The sequence below is a fragment of the Paraburkholderia domus genome, assembly GCF_905220705.1.
Taxonomy (GTDB): Bacteria; Pseudomonadota; Gammaproteobacteria; order Burkholderiales; family Burkholderiaceae; genus Paraburkholderia; species Paraburkholderia domus.
Window position 1 is genome coordinate 62,423 of the sequence record NZ_CAJNAT010000020.1, and the last position, 19,513, is coordinate 81,935.

Consider the following 19,513-nt stretch of genomic DNA (forward strand, 5'->3'; position numbering starts at 1 on the left):
AGCAGCGAGGGCCTTATCGCCATAAAGAGGCGAGGCCGCTGAGACGCAGGGGAGCGCACAAGGGATGGGTATGGCGGGCAGTGAATCAGGGGCGTCTCCAACGAATACGCAGTCAGCTGCACAGGCGAGCACGCAGACAGGCACACCAACGAACACCGACGGCGGCGCGGCGCCCACGCGCACGCCTGGCGTCAGCCCGCTGGACTTTCCGGTGGTCGGCATCGGCGCGTCCGCGGGCGGCGTGCAAGCGCTCCTGAGCTTCTTCGAAAACGCGCCGTCCGATATGGGTATGGCCTTCGTGGTCGTGCTGCATCTGTCTCCCGACCATGCCAGCAGCGCCGACCAGGTTCTGCAACACGCCACCTCCATGCCGGTGCGCCAGGTGCAGCACGCCATGGAGGTCGAAAAAAATCACGTCTACGTGATTTCGCCGTCGAACGATCTGTCGCTCGACAACGGCCACCTGACCCCCGTCGAAGCTGACCGCCCGCGCGGCCGTCCGATTGCCATCGACCTGTTTTTCCGCAGCCTCGCCGACGCGCACCGCGAGCGGGCGATTGCAATCGTGCTTTCGGGTACCGGCGCGGACGGCGCGACCGGCATCGGCCGTATCAAGGAACAGGGCGGTGTGACGATCGCGCAAGACCCTGCGGACGCCGAATACCCGGAAATGCCGCAGAACGCGGTGGCAACCGGCATGGTCGACCTCACGCTGCGCGCGGCGGACATGCCGCGCAAACTTCGCGAGCTCGCCGACAACGCTCGCGCGATCCGCCTGCCACCCGCGGACGACGAACCCGAAACGCTCGCTGTTGCGCAGCAGGATCCGGCTTCGACCGCCGAGCGGGCTTTGCTCGGCGTGCTCGCCACCTTGCGCGCGCGCACCGGCCACGATTTCCGTCACTACAAGCGCGCCACGATCCTGCGGCGTATCGAACGCCGACTGCAGGTCAACGGCATTCCCGATCTGCAAACGTACCAGGACTATGTCCTCACGCATCCCGACGAAACGCCGGCGCTGCTCAAGGACATGCTGATCGGCGTGACCAATTTCTTCCGCGATCGTGAAACCTTCGACGTGGTCGAGCAGGAGATCGTGCCGAAGCTGTTCCAGAAGAAATCCGAGGACGACCCGGTGCGTGCCTGGATCGCCGGTTGCGCGACCGGAGAAGAAGCCTATTCGCTGGCCATGCTGCTCGCCGATCATCCGGAGCGGCCTGAAGGAATTCCGGTCCAGTTGTTCGCGACCGACATCGACGAACGCGCAATTGCTTTCGCGCGCGCGGGTCTCTATCCCGAGTCGATCACCGCGGACGTCCCCGCGCAGCGCCTGCGCCAGTTCTTCACGCATGAACGTGCACACTTTCGCGTCGCCAAAGCCATCCGGGAAAAGGTGTTGTTCGCCGTGCATAACGTGCTGCGTGACCCGCCGTTTTCGCGTGTCGACCTGGTGTCGTGCCGCAATCTGCTGATCTATCTCGATCGCGGCGTGCAGAACCAGGTGCTGCAAATGTTTCACTTCGCCTTACAACCCGGCGGCTATCTGTTGCTCGGCAGTTCGGAGTCGGCGGAGGCGGCGGGCGATCTGTTCACGCCGGTCGATAAAAAAAATCGCATTTACCGCGCGAACGTGGTCACCAGCGCAGTGCGGCCGTCAATCAGCATGCCGGTTGTTCAGCACGGTGGCGTGACTGCCGCGGCCAGCGCCGGACCCACGCCGCCGTTGCCGCAGGTCTTGCCGTTCTCGGCCCTGCATCACCGCATTCTCGAGCTGTATGCACCGCCGAGTGTCGTGGTCGATACGGATGCGAACATCCTGCATATGTCCGAACACGCCGGCCGCTTCCTGCGCTTCGTGCGTGGCGAGCCGTCGTATAACCTCCTCATGCTGGTCAATCCGGTATTTCGCCTGAAACTGCGCGGGGCGCTATTCCAGGCCCTGCGTAGCAGCAGCGAGGTCGTGACCGCACCGATCGAATTCACGGCCGAGGCACACGTCCGGATCATCGTGCGTCCGTACCGGCGCACCGAAGATTCACCGGAATTCGCGCTGGTGTTGTTCGAAGAGAGTGCAGCCGGCGCGACCGTGCCAACCATTCAGGCGGCCAGTCCGGCTACGCAGGATTCGTTGCTGGGACACCTCGAAGACGAGCTGCATCGCACGAAGCAGGAGTTGCGCTCCACGGTCGAGCAGTCGGAGGCCTCGACTGAGGAGCTGAAAGCATCGAACGAAGAGCTGCAGGCGATTAACGAGGAATTGCGTGCGACCACCGAAGAACTCGAGACCAGTAAGGAAGAACTGCAATCGCTGAACGAGGAACTGTTTACCGTCAACGCCGAGTTGCAGGCCAAGATCGAGGAAACCGGCAAGGCCAAAGACGATCTGCAGAACGTGATCGCCTCGACCGGCATCGCGACGGTGTTCGTCGATCGCGAGATGCGCATCAAGCGCTATACGCCGGCCGCGACCGAACTGTTCAACGTGATTCCCTCCGATGTGGGCCGCCCGCTGCACGACCTTACGCACCGGCTCGATTACCCGCAGATGGCCGAGGACACGGCCACCGTTTTCGAATCGCTGCAGCTGATCGAGCGTGAGATTCGCGGTGTGGGCGGCCGCTATTTTCTGACGCGCCTCTCGCCGTATCGCACGACCGACGATCACATCGACGGCGCGGTGCTGACCATTGTCGATATCACGGCATTGCGGCGCGCCGAGCAACGGGTACGCCAGGGTGAAGAGCGTTTGCATCTCGCCGCGCAAAGCACCAACGACTTCGCGATCATCGTGCAGGATATGGATGGCCGCGTGGTGACGTGGAACAAGGGGGCGGAGCGGATCTTCGGTTACAGCGAGAGCGAGATGGGAGGGCAATTGCTCGATCGGCTCTATCTGCCGGAAGAGCGCGAAGCCAATGAACCGCTGGTGGAGCGGCAACGCGCGCAGAACGACGGGCGCGTCGAAGACGAGCGCTGGTACATCCACAAAAGCGGCACGCGGCTTTATTGCAGCGGCGTGATCACGCCGGTGTCGTCGGAAACCTTCAGAGGCTTCGCGAAGATCGTGCGCGATCTGACGCAGCGCAAAGGCACCGAGGCGCTCGAACAGCGCAAGATTTCTCTCGAACGCTCGATGCGCCAGAAGATGGAGACGGCCAGCCGTCTGAAGGACGAATTCCTCGCGGTGCTGTCGCATGAACTGAAGAACCCGCTGAATCTGATTCACGTGAAAGCGGACATGCTGGACCGCGCGCCGTCGACGCAAGGGCTGCCTGTGGTGCGCGATGCGGCCGATGCGATTCGCCGCTCGGTGATCAGCCTCGCCAAGATCATCGACGATCTGCTCGATCTATCACGCGTGCGTACCGGCAAACTGACGCTGGAGCGCTCGCGCGTGGACATCGCGGCGATTACGGTTCTGGTGGGCAGCGCGATCGAGGCCGATGCGCTGGCGCATCACGTGAGCGTGACCGTGCACGGCGTGGCCGAGCCGCTCTTTATCGACGCCGATCCCGTGCGCTTCGAGCAGATTCTGTGGAACCTCATCAGCAACGCGGTGAAGTTCACCCCGCAGGGCGGCCGGGTGAACCTGACACTCTCGCGCGAAGGTGGCTATGCGCGCGTCGAGGTTCAGGATACCGGGTGCGGTATCGAACCGGCCTTCCTGCCGAACGTATTCGACATGTTCAGCCAGGCCGAGGGGCCGCATCGGCGCCATAGCGGCGGTCTGGGGATTGGGCTCGCGCTCGTCAAACAGCTCGCCGAAATGCATGGCGGCCATGTGAAGGCGGAATCCGCAGGTCTCGGGAAGGGCGCGCGTTTCCGGGTCTGGCTGCCGGCCGACAGCACGGTGGCACAGCCCGAAACCCGCGAAATGCCGGGCGACGTCAGTTTGCTCAAGGGCATGCGGATTCTGCTGGTGGACGACGCGGTCGAAAGTTTGCAGGCGTTCCAGGGCCTGCTCGAGCTTGAAGGCGCGCAAGTGTGGCCGCAAACCAATGGCACCGACGCGCTTGCTGTCGCAGCGCATCAACAGTTCGATCTGATCCTCTCAGACATCGGCATGCCGGGCATGGACGGCTACGAACTGATCGCTGCGCTGCGCAAACTGCCCGCAACCGCGTCGGTCCCGGCCCTTGCACTGACGGGCTTCGGCCGGCCGCAGGACGCCACGCGTGCAATCCGCGCCGGCTACGACGGCCACCTCGGCAAGCCGGTTTCGCTGCAGGCGCTGCTCGACAAGATCGCGCGCGCCACCACCACGAATCGTTGAGCGCAGGTCTTTCCTGTTGACGGCTGTGCTTGAAGCCGGTTCGACAGGGATCGCGCGTGCTGAAACGTGGTGGCACGCGCGGCCCGCTGTCGCCGTAGAGGCTAGTTTTTTTCCTGCGCCGCGTCGTACTTGCCTAGCGCCGCCGCGCTATTCAGACGGGCGCGCTTGAGCAACGCCGCCTGAGCGTCCTTGACGTTGCTCGCCTGTCCTCTCCATGCTTGCAGCGGCGGTTCCTGCAACGCGCGGCCATACGAAAAGCTCAGATTCCACGGCAGCGGCCCGAGGCGATTCATCGCGTCGAGATTGGCCGTTGCCTCTTCCGGCGATTGCCCGCCAGACAGGAATACGATCCCCGGCACCGCCGAGGGCACCGTGCGCTTGAGTATCCGCACGGTGTGCGCCGCGATATCCGCGACCGACGATTGCTGCGCGTGTTCAGCACCCGCCAGCACCATGCTCGGCTTCAGCAGGATATGTTCGAGCACCACGCGATGCCGGTGCAGTGCGTTGAACACCTCGTGCAACACGGCCTCGGTCACTTCCGCGCTGCGCCCGATGGTGTGATCGCCGTCCATCAATACTTCCGGTTCGACGATCGGCACGATGCCCGCTTCCTGGGAAATCGCCGCGTAGCGCGCCAGCGAGTCGGCATTCGCTTCGATGGCGAGGCGGCTCGGCAAACTTGCCGTGATGTTGTAGACCGCGCGCCATTTCGCGAAGCGCGCGCCTTGCCGCTTGTAGTCGACGAAACGCTTGGCGAGGCCGTCGAGACCTTCGGTGATTTCGTCACCCGGGGCGAGCGCGAGTGGAATCTTGCCGAGGTCCACCTTGATGCCGGGTACGATGCCGTTCCTGGCGGAGAGTTGCGGGAAAGGCGTACCGTCGTCCGCTTTCTGCCCGAGCGTTTCTTCGTAAAGGATCACGCCGCTCACGAATTCGCCGAGGCCTGGCGTGGTGAGCAGCAGGTTGCGATAGGCGCGGCGGTTTTCCTCGCTGGATTCGAGGCCGATCGTCTTGAAGCGTTTGGCGATGGTCGGACCGCTTTCGTCGGCGGCGAGAAGACCTTTGCCGGGTTGGACCATCGCATTGACGGTGGCTTGCAGCTCGCTACGGGTGTCCATGAGGGGTGCTCCCTTTAATCCGGTTTGCGGATGAAATCTTGTCAGAGCGACGCGAAAGCCTCGGTTATCTCCGCGGAGTTAGCCGGACGCACGATGCGTGCGACTTCGGCGCCGTCCCGCATGAAGATCAACGTGGGCCAGAGTTTGACCTTGAAGGAGCGGCCGAGCGGGCGGCCGGGGCCGTCTTCGATTTTCAGACGCCTGATGCCGGCATGCGGTTCGAAAGCTTTTGCGATCGATGTTTGTGCCCCTTGGCAGAAGCCGCACCAGTCCGTGCCGAATTCTATGACCGTGACGCCCGGGAAGGCGTCGACTTCGGCTCGTGAGGGTGCTTTGGGGGAATAGGCGGTTTGGATTGCCATCGGTACTCCGGTGCTTTTTTACCTGTGCCGGCAGGGCTTTCCGCTGTCGCGGAGTCTCGCTGCGCGTGGATTTTTGTAAGAGTAGCAGCTATGGTCAGGATCGTCAGTGAGAGGGGCGCTTGTCTGTGCGCAGGCCAACGCGATGCCAGGCAGGGTACGGAGTTCACACAAACTCATGTTCTTGTCAGTGTGACGTGTTAAACGTCATGATTCACATCTAGATGCATCATCGTGTTCAGGAAAGGAAATGGCGGAAAGGATCTACCTTCAGCGCCCCGGCAAGGACGAAACCGTCGCGGTCGCCACGGGCTTCAGTTGGGGTGCGTTGCTGTTGGGCTTCATCTGGGCAATGTCGAAAAGAATGTGGTTTGCCACTTTCATCATGCTGGCGGTCAATACGCTGCTGTTTTTCACGGGTTTGTGGGGAGAAACGGTCGGAACGATCGGACTGGTGCTGTCCGTGCTGTTCGGCGTTGCCTGTGGCGTCTATGGCAATCAGTGGCACCGTTGGACGCTCGAAAAACGCGGATACGTCGTTGTGCAACCCGCTGGCGAGCATCAATGACCCGTTGCGCGCGCAAGGATTCTTCAAGACCTTTTCGCCGCCCGGCATCGAAGTCGTGTCGTGGTACGTAAAGACGGCCATCGGCCAGGTGGTGACACAGCCGGTGCCGTTTTGGGATACGGGAGCGCGGGTTTACGCGCCCGCAAGCTAGGCCGATAATGCCCCGATTGTTCCGGCCACGAAGTCTGCGGTGTGCATCGCGCGTCGCGGGCTCGCTTTCCCTGACCCACCGCCACCCGTGTTGAAAACCTCCCGTTTTTTCGACCTGCTGCGCATCCCTGGCTTCAAGCCGCTGGCCGCCGCCACCCTCATGCTCGGTGTGGCGATGTCGTTCACCGCTCCGTATCTGTCGTTGTTCGGCGTTGAACGCGCCGGCATGACACCGCTCAAGCTCGGCATATTCATGACGCTGATTGCCGCCAGCGGGGTGCTCGCGAGCACCTTCGCCGGCCGGTGGAGCGATGCGAGCGGACGGCACCGGCCGTTCTTACTGGCGGCGCTGGTGGCCGCCGCACTCGGCTATCTCTGTCTATGCGTGGTGCGTGACTACCGGCTGTTGCTGGCGGTCGGCATTGTCTTTATCGGCGCGGGCGGCTCGGCCATCTCGATGGTGTTCTCCTTCAGCCGCGCGGCGCTACCTGTGCCGGACCCCGCGGAGCGTGCGTTTGCCAGCGCCACCTTGCGGACCATCCTATCGGCGGCGTGGGTGTTCGGTCCATCGGTAGGCGCGCTGGTGCTGGCCGGCGCCGGTTTCTATGGGCTCTTCCTGTTCGCGGCGGCGAGTTTCGCGGCCTGCGCGACCATCGTCTGGCGCATGCGGGAGCCGCAGGGCCATCTGGGCGATCACACGGTGGAAGACACAGCCTCGGAGCCTTCCGCCTCGATCACCGTGCCGCCGCTTACCGCGCCCGGCGAAGAGGCGCACGAAGACTTGCCAGGCGTCGCATCGCAGAACGACATCCGCCGCGCCGTGGCCGCGCTCACCTTGCTCGGTCTCGCCGCGAACGCCACCATGATCGTGCTGCCGCTCTACATCGTGCATGGTCTGAACGGCTCGCATCTGGACGTGTCGGTCATGCTCGGCCTCGGAGCCCTGGTGGAGATTCCGATGATGCTCGCACTCGGCGCGAAGTCGTCGGTGCTGCACAAGCCCAACTGGCTGGCTGCGTGCGCGGCGGTTCACGCCGTGTATTTCGTCGCAATGTCGCTGGCGGGGAGCGTCCACGTGCTGATCCCGATGCAGATGCTCAACGCGTTTGTGGTCGCGGTGACTTCGTGCCTTGGCATGACCTACGTGCAGGATCTGATGCCGCACTCGCCGGGCCGCGCGACGGCGCTGTTCTTCAATGCGGCGCGGGTCGGCTCGATTCTCTCCGGTGTGTTGTCGGGTTTGCTGGTGCAGGCGTTCAGCTATCGCGGCACGTTCCTGGTCTGCGGTTTGCTGGCGCTTTGCGCGCTGGTGCTGTTCGCCGTGCCGGGTTACCGCTATCCGCAGATGTGGCGCGCGGTGCGGCGCTTCGCGCGCACGCAATACGGGAAGGTTCAGGCACGGCGGTAGTAGCGCACACGGCTCGGACGCGACACGCCGCCCGCCGCCCGTATCGCCCAGACCGATTCCAATGCCGTTCGAAGACGACGTTCGAAATAAGCCCGGACCTGCCGAACAGGAAGCGTAATAAAACAGTTGGCTGAATCGAAGCTTACGTCCATGCTACAACCCGCACCGACGCGCTAGCGGAACTTCAGCCCGCGCAAAACCTCTGCAAAGAAGCGTATCGTCATTGGTTGCAGGCGGGGATGCCCGATTCACTGCATGGACGATCCCAGACTGCTACCGTGTGTCTGTCGGATCACGTAAAACGCACCTACAGTTAGATGAGCCACTTGCCGCCAGTGAAGCACGCGGCATGGCCGCCTTACACCGAACCAGTTCGAGCAGCGCAACGAGGCACTTTCGGGAGCGAGATATGCAGCTAGGCATGATTGGATTGGGACGCATGGGTGCGGACATGGTGCGACGCCTGACAAAAGGCGCTCACCAATGTATCGCTTACGACGTGCAACCGGCAGCGGTGGAAAAGCTGAAACAGGAGGGTATCTCCGGTGCAGCATCGCTCGAAGACCTGGTCGCGCAGCTCGAGAAGCCGCGCGCAGTGTGGCTGATGGTGCCCGCGGCGGTGGTCGACAAGACGCTCGAGAACCTCGTGCCCTTGCTGGAAGCCGGCGACATCGTGATCGACGGCGGCAATTCTTATTACCACGACGACATTCGCCGCAGCGCCGATCTGGCCAAACGTCAGCTTCACTACGTGGATGTGGGCACGAGCGGCGGTGTCGCGGGCCGTGAGCGCGGCTACTGTCTGATGATCGGCGGCGAGACTGAGGTCGTGAAGCGGCTCGAACCGATTTTCTCGTCACTCGCGCCAGGTGCGGGCGCGGCGCCTGTCACGCCGGGCCGCACAGCCGGCGCCAGCACGGCCGATCAGGGCTTCCTGCATTGCGGCCCGCAGGGTGCGGGGCACTTCGTGAAGATGGTCCACAACGGCATCGAATACGGAATGATGGCCGCGTATGCCGAAGGCCTGAATATTCTGCACCACGCCGATGCCGGCAAACAAGCGCGCGAGGCCGACGCCGAAACGTCGCCTCTGCGCCGCCCTGAGCTTTACCAATACCAACTGAATCTCGCCGAGGTCACCGAGGTCTGGCGGCGCGGCAGTGTGATCGGTTCATGGCTGCTGGACCTGATCGCAGGATCGCTCGTCAGCGACGCCGATCTGCAAAGCTATGCAGGGCGCGTATCGGATTCGGGCGAAGGGCGCTGGACAGTGGCGGCGGCGATCGATGAAGGCGTGCCGACGCCGGTGCTGAGCGCGGCGCTATTCGCGCGTTTCAGCTCGCGGGGCGATGCGGACTTCGCCAACCGCGTGTTGTCGGCCATGCGGCACGACTTCGGGGGGCACGTCGAGAAAGCGGCTACGCCGGCCGATGGACAGAAGCGCTAACGCACGGGAACTGCAATGGAAACCGCCAACGCTACGCCTCACGACATCGTCTTTCTGTTCGATTGCGATAACACGTTACTGGACAACGATCATGTGCTGGCGGATCTGCGCGTGCACATGATGCGGCAGTTCGGCGAGCAGAACAGCGTGCGGTACTGGGAAATTTTCGAAGAGTTGCGTGCGGAGCTTGGCTACGCCGATTACCTTGGGGCGTTGCAGCGCTACCGGCAGGAGCATCCGCGCGACACGCACCTGTTGTTGATGTCGTCGTTTCTGATCGACTATCCGTTTGCGAACAGGTTGTATCCCGGAGCGTTGGATGCAATCAAACATGTGTCGAAGCATGGCCCCGCGGTGATCTTGTCCGATGGTGACGTGGTGTTCCAGCCGCGTAAGATCGCCCGCTCGGGCTTATGGGAGGAAGTCGAGGGACGGGTGCTGATCTACATTCACAAGGAGCAGATGCTCGATCAGGTGATGGCGTGCTATCCGGCCCGGCAATACGTGATGGTGGATGACAAATTGCGGATCTTGACAGCCATGAAGAAAGCCTGGGGGGAGAAGCTGACTACGGTCTTTCCTCGGCAGGGGCATTACGCTTTCGATCCTAAAGAGATCTCCAGCAATCCGCCCGCGGATGTGACGATTGAGAGAATCGGGGAGCTGGCTGATGTCGACGTCAATACGCTGCTGAGCGGCGGGACAGCAGGGGGCGCTTAGGTGCAATAGTCCGCCCAATGGGGGCTAGCCAAGGCCCGTCAGTTTGATCAGCAACCCGAATACGCCGACGAGAACGGCAACGCCGGCGCACAACAGCACAAGCGAGAGAACGAGAATCAGGGGTGTTTTGAAGCGACTGGGTGTCGACATGGTGGCCGTTCAGATAATGGGCGAGCAGTACAGGACGCGCCAGACGCGGTCCGCCGAAGCGCATTTGGCAGCGGGAGCATAGCCGCCCTTACTTAATTCGCGCTTAAAGTCTAGCGCAAGACCTGCCGCCTCTGCCGTGCTGACTGTCCAACAACGTACAGACATCCTCCGCAATTGAGCGCATGATCCTTGCTTGGCGCTCGTCGTAATCGGATCTGTTCAAAATCAGCCGAGCGCTCAACCGGTTGCCCACTTTCACAGCGCAGGCGATTAACCGCCGTGCGGCCAGCGGCCCAAGGAAAAAATCATGACATCGGCAATCTGGGGCGTCGTGGCCGGCATGGCGTTGATGTTCGGCGCTTCGATATATCTGCGTCAGCTTCGTCTCCTACACCGCCCGGACCGCCGCTGGACCGGGAAAAAACGTTAATTCGTCTCACATCCTCGGAAAGGGAGGCTTCATGTCAGTACTACCTTCTCAGCGGCGTTCACCGTCGCCGTTGCGTCAAGCCGATTCGCCCGCTGCCGTGCGCGACCGGCGCACCGAACTCGGCCGCGCCGACGAAGCGCGTGCGGAACAACGCGAACGCGACGATGCGCGCAACGACCCGAACGCCAGCAAATGGCGCTATCAGCCACCACAGCGGAACGAGAAAGAGCAGGCGTAAAGCGGTCAACTGAACACCATCGAACCGGCGCTAGCCGGCGTTCGGGCCGGCAATCGGATCGGCCACTCCACAATCCACGTTTTCCGCGCATACACGAAAGAGACGCACACACGTCGCAAGATCAAGCTTTGGACAATCGCGTCGAACCATGACGCGTGCTTCCTGTCACACCCGTGCCGATTCTCCGCCCCAGTCCCGAGAGTCTTGAGCAACGGACTCCGTCGGTACGCTTACGTTATGTCATGCGCATGACAAGACGGCCGGCGTCGCTGGTTTTTCTGCGCCGGCCGCGTCACGAACAATCGCTGCAGCACGCGCTAACCTGCCAGACAGTCCTTTTCAAGGAGTGACGCCATGGCCGAAGCAACCTCCCGTCCGACCCCGCCGAATACACTAGAGCCCGACACGTTGCGCAAGATGGACCGCTACTGGCGCGCCTGCAACTACCTCTCGGCCGGCATGATCTACCTGCGCGACAACCCGCTGTTGCGTGAGCCGCTCAAACCCGAACACATCAAGAACCGCCTGCTGGGCCACTGGGGCTCGGACCCTGGGCAGAGCTTCCTGCTGGTCCATCTGAACCGGCTCATCAGGAAGCTCGATCTGAACGTGATCTATCTCGCAGGTCCGGGCCATGGCGCGCCTGCCACGCTGGCCCACTGCTATCTCGAGGGCCATTACTCGGAAATCTATCCTGACCGCAGCGAGGACGAAGCCGGCATGCGCCGCTTTTTCCGGCAATTCTCGTTTCCTGGCGGTATCGGCTCGCATTGCACGCCCGAAACGCCGGGTTCGATTCATGAAGGCGGCGAACTCGGCTATAGCCTGTCGCACGGCTACGGCGCCGCATTCGACAACCCCGATCTGATCGTCGCGGTGATGATCGGCGACGGTGAGGCGGAAACCGGCCCGCTCGCCACCTCGTGGCACTCGAACAAATTCCTCAACCCGATTCGCGATGGCGCGGTGCTTCCGGTTCTGCATCTGAACGGCTACAAGATCGCCAATCCGACGATCCTCGCGCGGATTCCCCGCGAGGAACTCGAAGCCTTGTTGACCGGCTACGGCCACAAGCCGTATTTCGTCGAAGGCGACGATCCGGACACCATGCATCAACAGATGGCCGCGACGCTCGAACAATGCATCGGCGAAATCCGCGCGATCCAGCAGCATGCGCGCGAGGCCAATGATGCGACGCGGCCGCGCTGGCCGATGATCGTGCTGCGCTCGCCGAAAGGCTGGACCGGGCCGAAGGAAGTCGACGGTCATCAGGTAGAAGGCTCGTGGCGCGCGCACCAGGTGCCGGTGCTCGACCCGGTCACCAATAGCAAGAGCCTGAAGCTCGTCGAGAGCTGGCTGCGCAGTTATGAACCGGAGTCGCTATTCGACGAAGCAGGGCGCCTGGTCGAAGAACTGCGCGAACTGGCGCCCGTTGGCACGCGCCGAATCAGCGCCAATCCGCATGCGAATGGCGGCTTGCTGTGCAAAACGCTCGACTTGCCGGCGTTCCGCGACTATGCAGTGACGGTGAAAAAACCTGCCGGCTCGTACACGTCACCCACCGAGGTGCTCGGCACGTTTCTGCGCGACGTGATGCGCAACAACATGACGAACTTCCGCGTATTCGGCCCCGACGAAACGGCGAGCAACAAGCTGACGGCCATCTACGAAGCCTCGGAGAAAACCTGGCTGGCCGAAACCATGGCAAGCGACGCTGACGGCGGCGAGCTCTCAGTGGACGGCCGCGTGATGGAGATGCTGAGCGAGCACACGCTTGAAGGCTGGTTCGAAGGTTACGTGCTGACCGGCCGTCATGGCCTTTTCGCCACCTATGAAGCGTTCGTCCATGTGATCGATTCGATGTTCAACCAGCACGCCAAGTGGCTGGAAAAAGCGAAATGCGATCTCGACTGGCGGCAACCGGTGCCGTCGATCAACCTGCTGATCACGTCGCTGGTGTGGCGCCAGGATCACAACGGCTTCACGCACCAGGACCCGGGTTTTCTCGACGTCGTCACCAATAAGAGCCCGAACGTCGTGCGTATTTACCTGCCGCCGGACGCCAACTGTCTGCTGAGCGTCGCCGATCATTGCTTGCGTTCGCGCGATTACGTCAATGTGATCGTCGCCGACAAACAGCCGCATCTGCAGTACCTCGACATGGAATCGGCCGTCACGCATTGCACCAAAGGCATCGGCATCTGGGATTGGGCGTCGACCGATCAGGGCGTCGAACCGGACGTGGTGATGGCTTGCGCGGGCGACATCGCAACGATGGAAGCCCTTGCCGCCGTGCAGATTCTGAAGGAGCGCTTTCCTGAGTTGAAGATCCGCTTCGTCAACGTGGTCGATCTGTTCCGTCTGATGCCTGAGCATGCGCATCCGCACGGCCTGTCCAGCCGCGATTTCGATTCGTTGTTCACCACCAGCAAGCCGGTGATCTTCAACTTCCATTCGTACGCGTCGCTGGTGCATAAGCTGACGTACAACCGTACCAATCACGACAATCTCCATGTGCACGGCTACCACGAGAAAGGCAACATCAACACGCCGCTCGAACTGGCGATCATCAACCAGGTTGACCGTTTCTCGCTGGCTATCGACGTGATCGATCGCGTGCCGGCGCTGCGCGGCGTGGGCGATCACGCGAAAGAGTGGTTGCGCGGGCAGATCATCGAGCACCTGGCTTATGCGCATGCCGAAGGCATCGACAAGGAAGAGATCCGCAACTGGACCTGGAAAGCCTGAGCGCGCCATGGAGACTCATGAGAAGACCGCCGACCCGTCGCAGATACCGACAATTCTGGTGCTGAACAGCGGGTCGTCCTCGCTGAAATTCGGGCTCTTTACGCACTCCGGCGCAGACGAAGCATGGCTGCTGGAAGGCAGCGCCGAAGGTATTGGGCGTGGCGACGGCAGCTTTAGCATCAAATCGCCCGACGGCCGCGTGCTGCTGCAACAGGACCGTGTGCTGGAGTCGCAGACCGACGCATTGCAGATGCTCGCGCGCGTTCTTACGGAGCAGAAGTACGAACGGCCGGCGGCGGTGGGTCATCGCGTGGTGCATGGCGGCCCTTATCTGCGAACGCATCAACGATTGACACCTGAAGTCCGGCAGCGCTTGCAGGACGCCGTGCACTTTGCGCCGTTGCATATTCCACCGGCGCTGGCATTGATCGACGAGGCGTCAAAGATTTTCCGCGACGTGCCGCATTTCGCCTGCTTCGATACTGCGTTTCACGCGACGCTGCCGCCGCGCGCGGCGCAGCTTGCGTTGCCGCGCCGTTATGCGGAGGCTGGCGTGATTCGTTACGGCTTTCACGGGCTGTCGTATGAATCGCTGGTGACGCGACTCGGCGCCGACTTGCCGCCACGAGCGGTGTTCGCGCATCTTGGCAACGGCGCGAGTTTATGTGCTTTGCAGGACGGCAAGTCCATCGATACATCGATGGGTATGACGCCGACCGGCGGCGTGCCGATGGGCACACGCAGCGGCGACCTTGATCCGGGCGTACTGCTGTATCTGATGCGCGTCGAGAAGCTTGACGCCGACGCGTTGGAGACCTTGTTGAATCGCCAGAGCGGCCTCGCCGGTTACGCCGATGGCGAAAGCGACATGCAGGCCCTGGAGAAGCGCGCGGCCGCGGGGGATGCGAATGCGTTGCTGGCGCTGGATGCGTTTGCAACTGCCGTACGCAAGACGATAGGCGCTTATGCGGCTTTACTGGGCGGGATTGATTTGCTGGTGTTCACGGGCGGCATTGGCGAACACAGCGAGGAGATTCGTAGGCGCGTGTGCGCGGGGCTTGCGTTTTTGGGGTTATCGGAAGGGGATCAAGCGGGGAAGGTGAGGGCGATTCACACTGAGGAGGAGAAGCAGATCGCGAGACATTGCCGGGCGCTGTTGCGAGCCGCGGCGGGCTAGGGGGAATTTGCTTTGATGGTGGCGTGATCGGAGACACCGGTGACGCCGAACAGCCGGGAGACATCTTCGAGTGCGGCGGCTCGTTGCTGATCGTGTTGAATTACGCCGAGCAGGGTGATGCGTCCGTGTGAGACTTTGACGTGGAGGGTGTTTGAGGGCACGGCGGCATCCCAGGCGAGGCGCCTCGTCGCTTCGGCGGCGATCTGTTCATCGGTGAGGCGGATGCTTGGGTTGCTGCGCGTGACGGAGCGGGATCTGGTCATGGAGACCCTCGGGAATGGACCGCGATTGGACAACACTAGCAGATGTCGCGGGTTTTGCCTTGGCGACGCTCAGAAGCCCCTGGTTTACCGGGCAAACCCATCCGCGACGCACGCAGTGCGGAGTGGGCGCGGATGAGCCCTTAGTCACCAACGCGGAATGTGCGAGGGCACGGATTCCAGATGAGCCACAACCGTGACTGTGCGGGGGACCCGCTTATGAGTTAGCGGTGTGAGCTGCTTTCTTTTGCCTACTTTTCTTTGCAGCAGGCAAAGAAAAGTAGGTGCCGCCCCGCACAGGGGCAACGCTAATAGACCACGAAGAAAGCAAGGAAAGGCCAACGCCATAGGCACACCAAGCCCTATTGAATAGCCCCAGCCAAAACCTGCGCAGTAGCCGCAGACAAGGTCCACCCCAAATGCCCATGCCCGGTGTTATAAAAAACGCCGCGCCGTTTCCCGCGCCCGACCTTCGGCAACATACTCGGCAGCATAGGCCTTAACCCAGCCCATGGAATGACCTTCGAAGTCGACACATCAGGAAAATACTGTCGAGTCCAGTCGACCAAAGGCGCGATCCGATCCGACCTAATATCCCGATTAAACCCGTTGATCTCTGCCGTCCCGGCCACCCGAAACCGATCCACGCCAAGCCGGCTAGTGACAATTTTCGCGCTGTCGTCGAGCAAACTGACCCAAGGCGCGTTCTGCTGACTCACTTCATCATCGAGACAAACGGTGATTGAATACCCCTTAACGGGGTACACATTCACATGATCGCCGAGCATCGCCGCGAAGTCGCGACTCTTGACACCGGCACACACCACGATCCGTTCAAAGGCAAAGCGCTGTGACTCGCCCTCGAGATTGACCGTCATCGAGAACTGTCCTTCAGCCGGCTGCTCAATCGCTGTGATCTCGGCGTCGTAATGAAACTCGACACCGTGCCGCACGCAAGCCTGCGCCAACCCGCGGGTGAACTTGTGAATATCCCCAGTCGAATCCGAAGGCGTAAAAAACCCGCCAAAAAAATCACCCTGCAGCGTGGGCTCGATCGCATGCAACTCACTCGACGTCACCGGATTCCGGTCCAGCCCGCCTTCGCGCAGCATTTCATTCACCTTGCTTGCCGCGTCGAATTCCTTCTGGGTCTTATAGATGTGCAAGATGCCGCGCCGCTCCAGATCGAAGTCGATCCCTTCGCGCTCGGCGATCGAAAACAGCTGCTCACGCGCCGCGATCGCGAGCCGCACCGTTTCGATGGTGTTCGCACGGTAATGCGGGATCTGCCGCAAAAACTCACCCATCCACGAATACTTGTGCCACGTGGGCATCGGATTGAGCAGCAGCGGGGCGTCGCGCGTGAGCATCCAGCGCAAGCCCTTCAGCACCGTGGCCGCGCTGTTCCAGACTTCGGCATTGCTGGCGGACAACTGGCCGCCGTTGGCGAACGAAGTCTCCATCGCCGCGTAGCGATGACGTTCGAACACGGTAACGTGATGGCCGCGCTGAGCCAGGGCGTGAGCAGTCGTGACGCCGGTAATGCCGGCGCCGATAATGGCGATTCGTGACATGACATGGTCCAGAGTAGTTGAGCATCACCGGTGTCGATTTCTTGTCGAAACCGGCGTCGATGCCCCATCTGTCCATGTACCTGAGAGTTTCTTCCCGTGAGCCTACGCGCCTTGATGCACCCGTATGCAGGGAATCCCCTTCGGTGGGCGCGCACGGCGCCGCTCTCCAGATGTTCCAGCTGCGCGGTCCTTTTGCCTGAGAGTTTCCGGGGCGGTTGCTCCGTCGGCGTCGTCACAACCTTCTGACGATCTCTCCCGCGCTGCATTGCAGAACGGCTCGACAATACCGGGCAAAATTTTTCTCCGCAAGTGTTTCCTGCGCTGCAACGCGCAATCGGCCATGCTCACGGCCGCTCCTTCGGCTCCTGTGCCCGCCGCCCCGGCGTCGCACCGGCGCGCTGGTACACCCCCGCGAACTTGGTACAGGCGGTGCGAATCATCTCGATCAGCGTCGCAGCGACGGTGGTGCTCAGCTCGATATCGCGGCAGATCAATCCGATCGTCATGTCCGGCAGCGGCTCGGCCAAGCCGATCCTGCGCAGCAAGCCCTTGTACGGCGCCATATGGAACGGCAGTTCCGACCATAGGCTGATGCGGTCAGTGGTGCTGGCCATCTCCAGGTATAGCGATGTCGACGTGCAACGCAGCACGTTTTTCGGCGGCGCGACGTCCTGGCTGCTGAACAGCGTGCCGATCAGGCTCGTCGAATCGTCGAGTGCGTCCCAGCTGAGCCACGCCGCCTGGGTGAGACCCTGGAGAGAATGCGTGCCGCGCAGCGGATGGCCGGTGCGCACGCCCAGCGTCGTGGCGATGGTGTAGAGCGTCTCCCAGTGGAAACGCGTATCGGTCGGCTGGCCGATGCGCGAGACAAGGCCGAAATCGATCGAGCCGTCCGCAAGGCCTTCCTGGATCTGCGGCGGACGCAATTCGAACACATTGACGGTGACCTGCGGATAGACCCGCGAAAACTCCCGCAATGCCTCGGCAAACGGCCCGGCAGACGTCACCGGCGTGACGCCCACCGTCACGGTGCCGCGCGCGATGCCGAGCAGTGTGGAGATGTCCTCGTGTGCGTGGCGCAGTTCCTGTTCGATCGCGCGCGCATGGCGAATCAGGCTTTGCCCGTATGGCGTGAGCTGCGTGCCCTTGGCTGAACGCACGAACATCGGCGCGCCGAGTTCCGCCTCCAGATCGGCCAGCGCCTTGCTCACGGCCGGCTGCGTGACGTGCAGCGCACGCGACGCCTCGTGGATGCTGCCGTTCTCCGCGACGGCGATCAATGAGCGCAATTGGTGAAGTTTCATCGTCGAATCCAATCGAATAGTGCCCGGCTGTGTGCCGCGGCAGCCTCCAGTGTGGGGATAAATAAAAGTGATGGCTATAAAAACAAACGATTTGCGCTCGGAATTTGACGACCGCACTGTTCGGTTGACGTCGGCGGGAAAGCGACGCAGCCCCTTCCACCGGAATCATCGGAATCGTTATGGCAAATCTGCACACCTCGCTGCAACCCGCGTCAGTCGACGCGGTGTCCCAGGAGCCGGTTCAGGGGCTCGCTCAGTTGTCCGCGCAGACTTCGGCCCGGCCCCGCGCCTCGACGTTCGCGCTGATCGCAGCGACCACGTTAGGCAATGGCCTGGAGATGTTCGACTTCACGATCTACAGCTTCTTCGCGGTTCTGATCGGCAAGCTGTTCTTTCCGTCGCATACGGCTTTTGGCTCGCTGCTGATGGCGGTCGCCACCTTCGGCATCGGTTTCGTGATGCGGCCGCTGGGCGGCATCGTTATCGGTAACTATGCGGACCGGGCCGGCCGTAAAGCGGCGATGACGCTGACCATAGCGCTGATGGCGCTCGGCACGGCAACAATCGGCCTTGCGCCCACTTATGCGCAGATCGGCCTGTTCGCGCCGCTGCTGATCGTGCTCGGCCGTTTGTTGCAAGGCTTCTCGGCAGGCGGCGAGATCGGCGCGTCGACCACGCTGCTGATGGAGTCGGGCGTGCGGTCCACGCGCGGCTTTCTGGTTGGCTGGCAACTGGCGAGCCAGGGTGCTGCGGCGCTGGTCGGCGCGCTCAGCGGCTTTCTGCTGTCGCATTTCCTCGCGCCTGCCGATCTGGAAAGCTGGGGCTGGCGCATTCCGTTCCTTTGCGGTCTGCTGATCGGACCGGTCGGTATGTATATCCGCCGCGCGCTGGATGAAACGCATCAGGCCACGGCGCGTGAAAGCAGCGCGTTTCGTGAGGTGATGGCACGTCATTGGCGGCAAGTGTGTGTCGGGATTCTGATGATGGTGGGCGGCACGGCGTCGATGTACATCGTCGTGTTCTACATGCCGACTTATCTGATCCGTGTGCTGCATATGCCCCCAAGCACCGCGTTTCTGTCGGGTTGCGTGGCCGGCGCGGTCTTGCTGATCGGCTCGCCGCTCGCAGGCCTGCTGTCGGATCGGCTGCCGCGTCGCAAGCCGCTGGTCGTCGGCGCCACGCTGCTCGGCGCCGTGTTGATCTATCCGGCGTTCTGGCTGCTCAACCACACCGCGCAACTCGGCGTCGCGCTGACGGTGATTGCCGCGCTGGTCAGCTGTCTCGCGCTCGCTTCCAGCCCGGTTTTTCTGATTCTGATGGAAGGCTTTCCGAAGCATGTGCGGGCCACGGGTTTTTCCGTGGTGTACAGCGTCGGCGTGTCGGTGTTCGGCGGCTTTGCGCAATTCATCGTGACGTGGCTCATCAGCACGACAGGCAATCCCATGTCGCCCGCCTGGTACATGGTCACGTGCAGCGCGGTGTCGCTCGGTGCACTGGCGGCGTTGAAAGAGCATCACGCTGACTGAACGCTCCGGATTAGAGATTTCAATCAATTGCAGCGCAGTCAATCAAGAGAAGTGACTGGC

General features: G+C 62.1%; 16 protein-coding genes and 1 riboswitch. Of the genes, 10 read left to right on the forward strand and 6 right to left on the reverse strand.

The annotated features are described in order from the left end of the window. Positions 1-70 precede the first annotated feature (70 nt). A complete protein-coding gene (locus tag KHO31_RS27105; RefSeq protein ID WP_201108191.1) occupies positions 71-4,273 on the forward strand; it encodes a CheR family methyltransferase in 4,203 nt (1,400 codons plus the stop codon). A gap of 101 nt (positions 4,274-4,374) precedes the next feature. Here the strand turns inward: KHO31_RS27105 and KHO31_RS27110 are convergent, their stop codons facing one another. Beyond that, positions 4,375-5,394, reverse strand: coding sequence for a class I fructose-bisphosphate aldolase (locus KHO31_RS27110; RefSeq protein WP_201072894.1), 1,020 nt, complete (start codon positions 5,392-5,394; stop codon positions 4,375-4,377). A gap of 41 nt (positions 5,395-5,435) precedes the next feature. Further along, positions 5,436-5,756, reverse strand: a complete 321-nt coding sequence (locus KHO31_RS27115; protein ID WP_201072896.1) for a thioredoxin family protein — start codon at positions 5,754-5,756, stop codon at positions 5,436-5,438. A 247-nt stretch (positions 5,757-6,003) separates the two neighbouring features. Between KHO31_RS27115 and KHO31_RS27120 the strand changes: the two genes are divergently transcribed. From KHO31_RS27120 to KHO31_RS27135, 4 genes are all read left to right on the forward strand, one after another. Further along, positions 6,004-6,321 carry a DUF2628 domain-containing protein gene (locus KHO31_RS27120; RefSeq protein ID WP_201072898.1) on the forward strand — a complete coding sequence of 106 codons (318 nt, stop codon included), beginning with the start codon at positions 6,004-6,006 and terminating at the stop codon, positions 6,319-6,321. A 238-nt stretch (positions 6,322-6,559) separates the two neighbouring features. Then, the gene (locus KHO31_RS27125) at positions 6,560-7,879 is read left to right on the forward strand and encodes a sugar efflux transporter (RefSeq protein ID WP_201072900.1); all 1,320 of its coding nucleotides are present in this window, start codon (positions 6,560-6,562) and stop codon (positions 7,877-7,879) included. A gap of 409 nt (positions 7,880-8,288) precedes the next feature. Further along, positions 8,289-9,326, forward strand: a complete 1,038-nt coding sequence (gnd, locus tag KHO31_RS27130; protein ID WP_201072902.1) for a phosphogluconate dehydrogenase (NAD(+)-dependent, decarboxylating) — start codon at positions 8,289-8,291, stop codon at positions 9,324-9,326. Positions 9,327-9,341: 15 nt separating this feature from the next. Further along, positions 9,342-10,046 (forward strand): HAD family hydrolase, encoded by a 705-nt coding sequence (locus KHO31_RS27135; protein ID WP_201072904.1) that lies wholly within the window; start codon positions 9,342-9,344, stop codon positions 10,044-10,046. Between the two features lie 24 nt (positions 10,047-10,070). Here KHO31_RS27135 and KHO31_RS39745 read toward each other — a convergent pair whose 3' ends face one another. Next, positions 10,071-10,196, reverse strand: a complete 126-nt coding sequence (locus tag KHO31_RS39745) for a hypothetical protein (RefSeq protein ID WP_268963080.1) — start codon at positions 10,194-10,196, stop codon at positions 10,071-10,073. 307 nt (positions 10,197-10,503) lie between these two features. Between KHO31_RS39745 and KHO31_RS39750 the strand changes: the two genes are divergently transcribed. From KHO31_RS39750 to KHO31_RS27150, 4 genes are all read left to right on the forward strand, one after another. Then, a complete protein-coding gene (locus tag KHO31_RS39750) occupies positions 10,504-10,626 on the forward strand; it encodes a hypothetical protein (protein WP_268961918.1) in 123 nt (40 codons plus the stop codon). Positions 10,627-10,657: 31 nt separating this feature from the next. Further along, on the forward strand, positions 10,658-10,864 hold the full coding sequence (locus KHO31_RS27140; protein WP_201073027.1) for a hypothetical protein: 207 nt from the start codon (positions 10,658-10,660) through the stop codon (positions 10,862-10,864). 354 nt (positions 10,865-11,218) lie between these two features. Beyond that, the gene (locus tag KHO31_RS27145) at positions 11,219-13,612 is read left to right on the forward strand and encodes a phosphoketolase family protein (protein ID WP_201072906.1); all 2,394 of its coding nucleotides are present in this window, start codon (positions 11,219-11,221) and stop codon (positions 13,610-13,612) included. A 7-nt stretch (positions 13,613-13,619) separates the two neighbouring features. Beyond that, positions 13,620-14,789, forward strand: coding sequence for an acetate/propionate family kinase (locus tag KHO31_RS27150; protein WP_201072908.1), 1,170 nt, complete (start codon positions 13,620-13,622; stop codon positions 14,787-14,789). Here KHO31_RS27150 and KHO31_RS27155 read toward each other — a convergent pair. The 3 genes from KHO31_RS27155 to KHO31_RS27165 form a co-directional block, all read right to left on the reverse strand. After that, a complete protein-coding gene (locus KHO31_RS27155; RefSeq protein WP_201072910.1) occupies positions 14,786-15,052 on the reverse strand; it encodes a BON domain-containing protein in 267 nt (88 codons plus the stop codon). The genes KHO31_RS27150 and KHO31_RS27155 overlap by 4 nt on opposite strands. Before the next feature lie 359 nt (positions 15,053-15,411). Then, complete coding sequence (locus KHO31_RS27160; RefSeq protein WP_211624526.1) at positions 15,412-16,623, reverse strand: D-amino acid dehydrogenase; 1,212 nt, start codon at positions 16,621-16,623, stop codon at positions 15,412-15,414. Positions 16,624-16,797: 174 nt separating this feature from the next. Continuing rightward, positions 16,798-16,891, reverse strand: a riboswitch (glycine riboswitch). A 76-nt stretch (positions 16,892-16,967) separates the two neighbouring features. Further along, on the reverse strand, positions 16,968-17,927 hold the full coding sequence (locus KHO31_RS27165) for a LysR family transcriptional regulator (protein WP_211624528.1): 960 nt from the start codon (positions 17,925-17,927) through the stop codon (positions 16,968-16,970). A gap of 179 nt (positions 17,928-18,106) precedes the next feature. On the opposite strand from KHO31_RS27165, the gene KHO31_RS27170 reads away from it, so the two are divergent. Beyond that, on the forward strand, positions 18,107-19,453 hold the full coding sequence (locus KHO31_RS27170; protein ID WP_201072916.1) for an MFS transporter: 1,347 nt from the start codon (positions 18,107-18,109) through the stop codon (positions 19,451-19,453). The last annotated feature ends 60 nt before the right edge of the window (positions 19,454-19,513 follow it).

Bases quoted from the DNA above. Each gene is read 5' to 3' on its own strand.
- KHO31_RS27105 (WP_201108191.1), top strand. From the start codon at position 71: ATGGCGGGCAGTGAATCAGGGGCGTCTCCAACGAATACGCAGTCAGCT.
- KHO31_RS27110 (WP_201072894.1), bottom strand. From the start codon at position 5,394: ATGGACACCCGTAGCGAGCTGCAAGCCACCGTCAATGCGATGGTCCAA.
- KHO31_RS27115 (WP_201072896.1), bottom strand. From the start codon at position 5,756: ATGGCAATCCAAACCGCCTATTCCCCCAAAGCACCCTCACGAGCCGAA.
- KHO31_RS27120 (WP_201072898.1), top strand. From the start codon at position 6,004: ATGGCGGAAAGGATCTACCTTCAGCGCCCCGGCAAGGACGAAACCGTC.
- gnd (WP_201072902.1), top strand. From the start codon at position 8,289: ATGCAGCTAGGCATGATTGGATTGGGACGCATGGGTGCGGACATGGTG.
- KHO31_RS27135 (WP_201072904.1), top strand. From the start codon at position 9,342: ATGGAAACCGCCAACGCTACGCCTCACGACATCGTCTTTCTGTTCGAT.
- KHO31_RS39745 (WP_268963080.1), bottom strand. From the start codon at position 10,196: ATGTCGACACCCAGTCGCTTCAAAACACCCCTGATTCTCGTTCTCTCG.
- KHO31_RS39750 (WP_268961918.1), top strand. From the start codon at position 10,504: ATGACATCGGCAATCTGGGGCGTCGTGGCCGGCATGGCGTTGATGTTC.
- KHO31_RS27140 (WP_201073027.1), top strand. From the start codon at position 10,658: ATGTCAGTACTACCTTCTCAGCGGCGTTCACCGTCGCCGTTGCGTCAA.
- KHO31_RS27145 (WP_201072906.1), top strand. From the start codon at position 11,219: ATGGCCGAAGCAACCTCCCGTCCGACCCCGCCGAATACACTAGAGCCC.
- KHO31_RS27150 (WP_201072908.1), top strand. From the start codon at position 13,620: ATGGAGACTCATGAGAAGACCGCCGACCCGTCGCAGATACCGACAATT.
- KHO31_RS27155 (WP_201072910.1), bottom strand. From the start codon at position 15,052: ATGACCAGATCCCGCTCCGTCACGCGCAGCAACCCAAGCATCCGCCTC.
- KHO31_RS27160 (WP_211624526.1), bottom strand. From the start codon at position 16,623: ATGTCACGAATCGCCATTATCGGCGCCGGCATTACCGGCGTCACGACT.
- KHO31_RS27165 (WP_211624528.1), bottom strand. From the start codon at position 17,927: ATGAAACTTCACCAATTGCGCTCATTGATCGCCGTCGCGGAGAACGGC.
- KHO31_RS27170 (WP_201072916.1), top strand. From the start codon at position 18,107: ATGGCAAATCTGCACACCTCGCTGCAACCCGCGTCAGTCGACGCGGTG.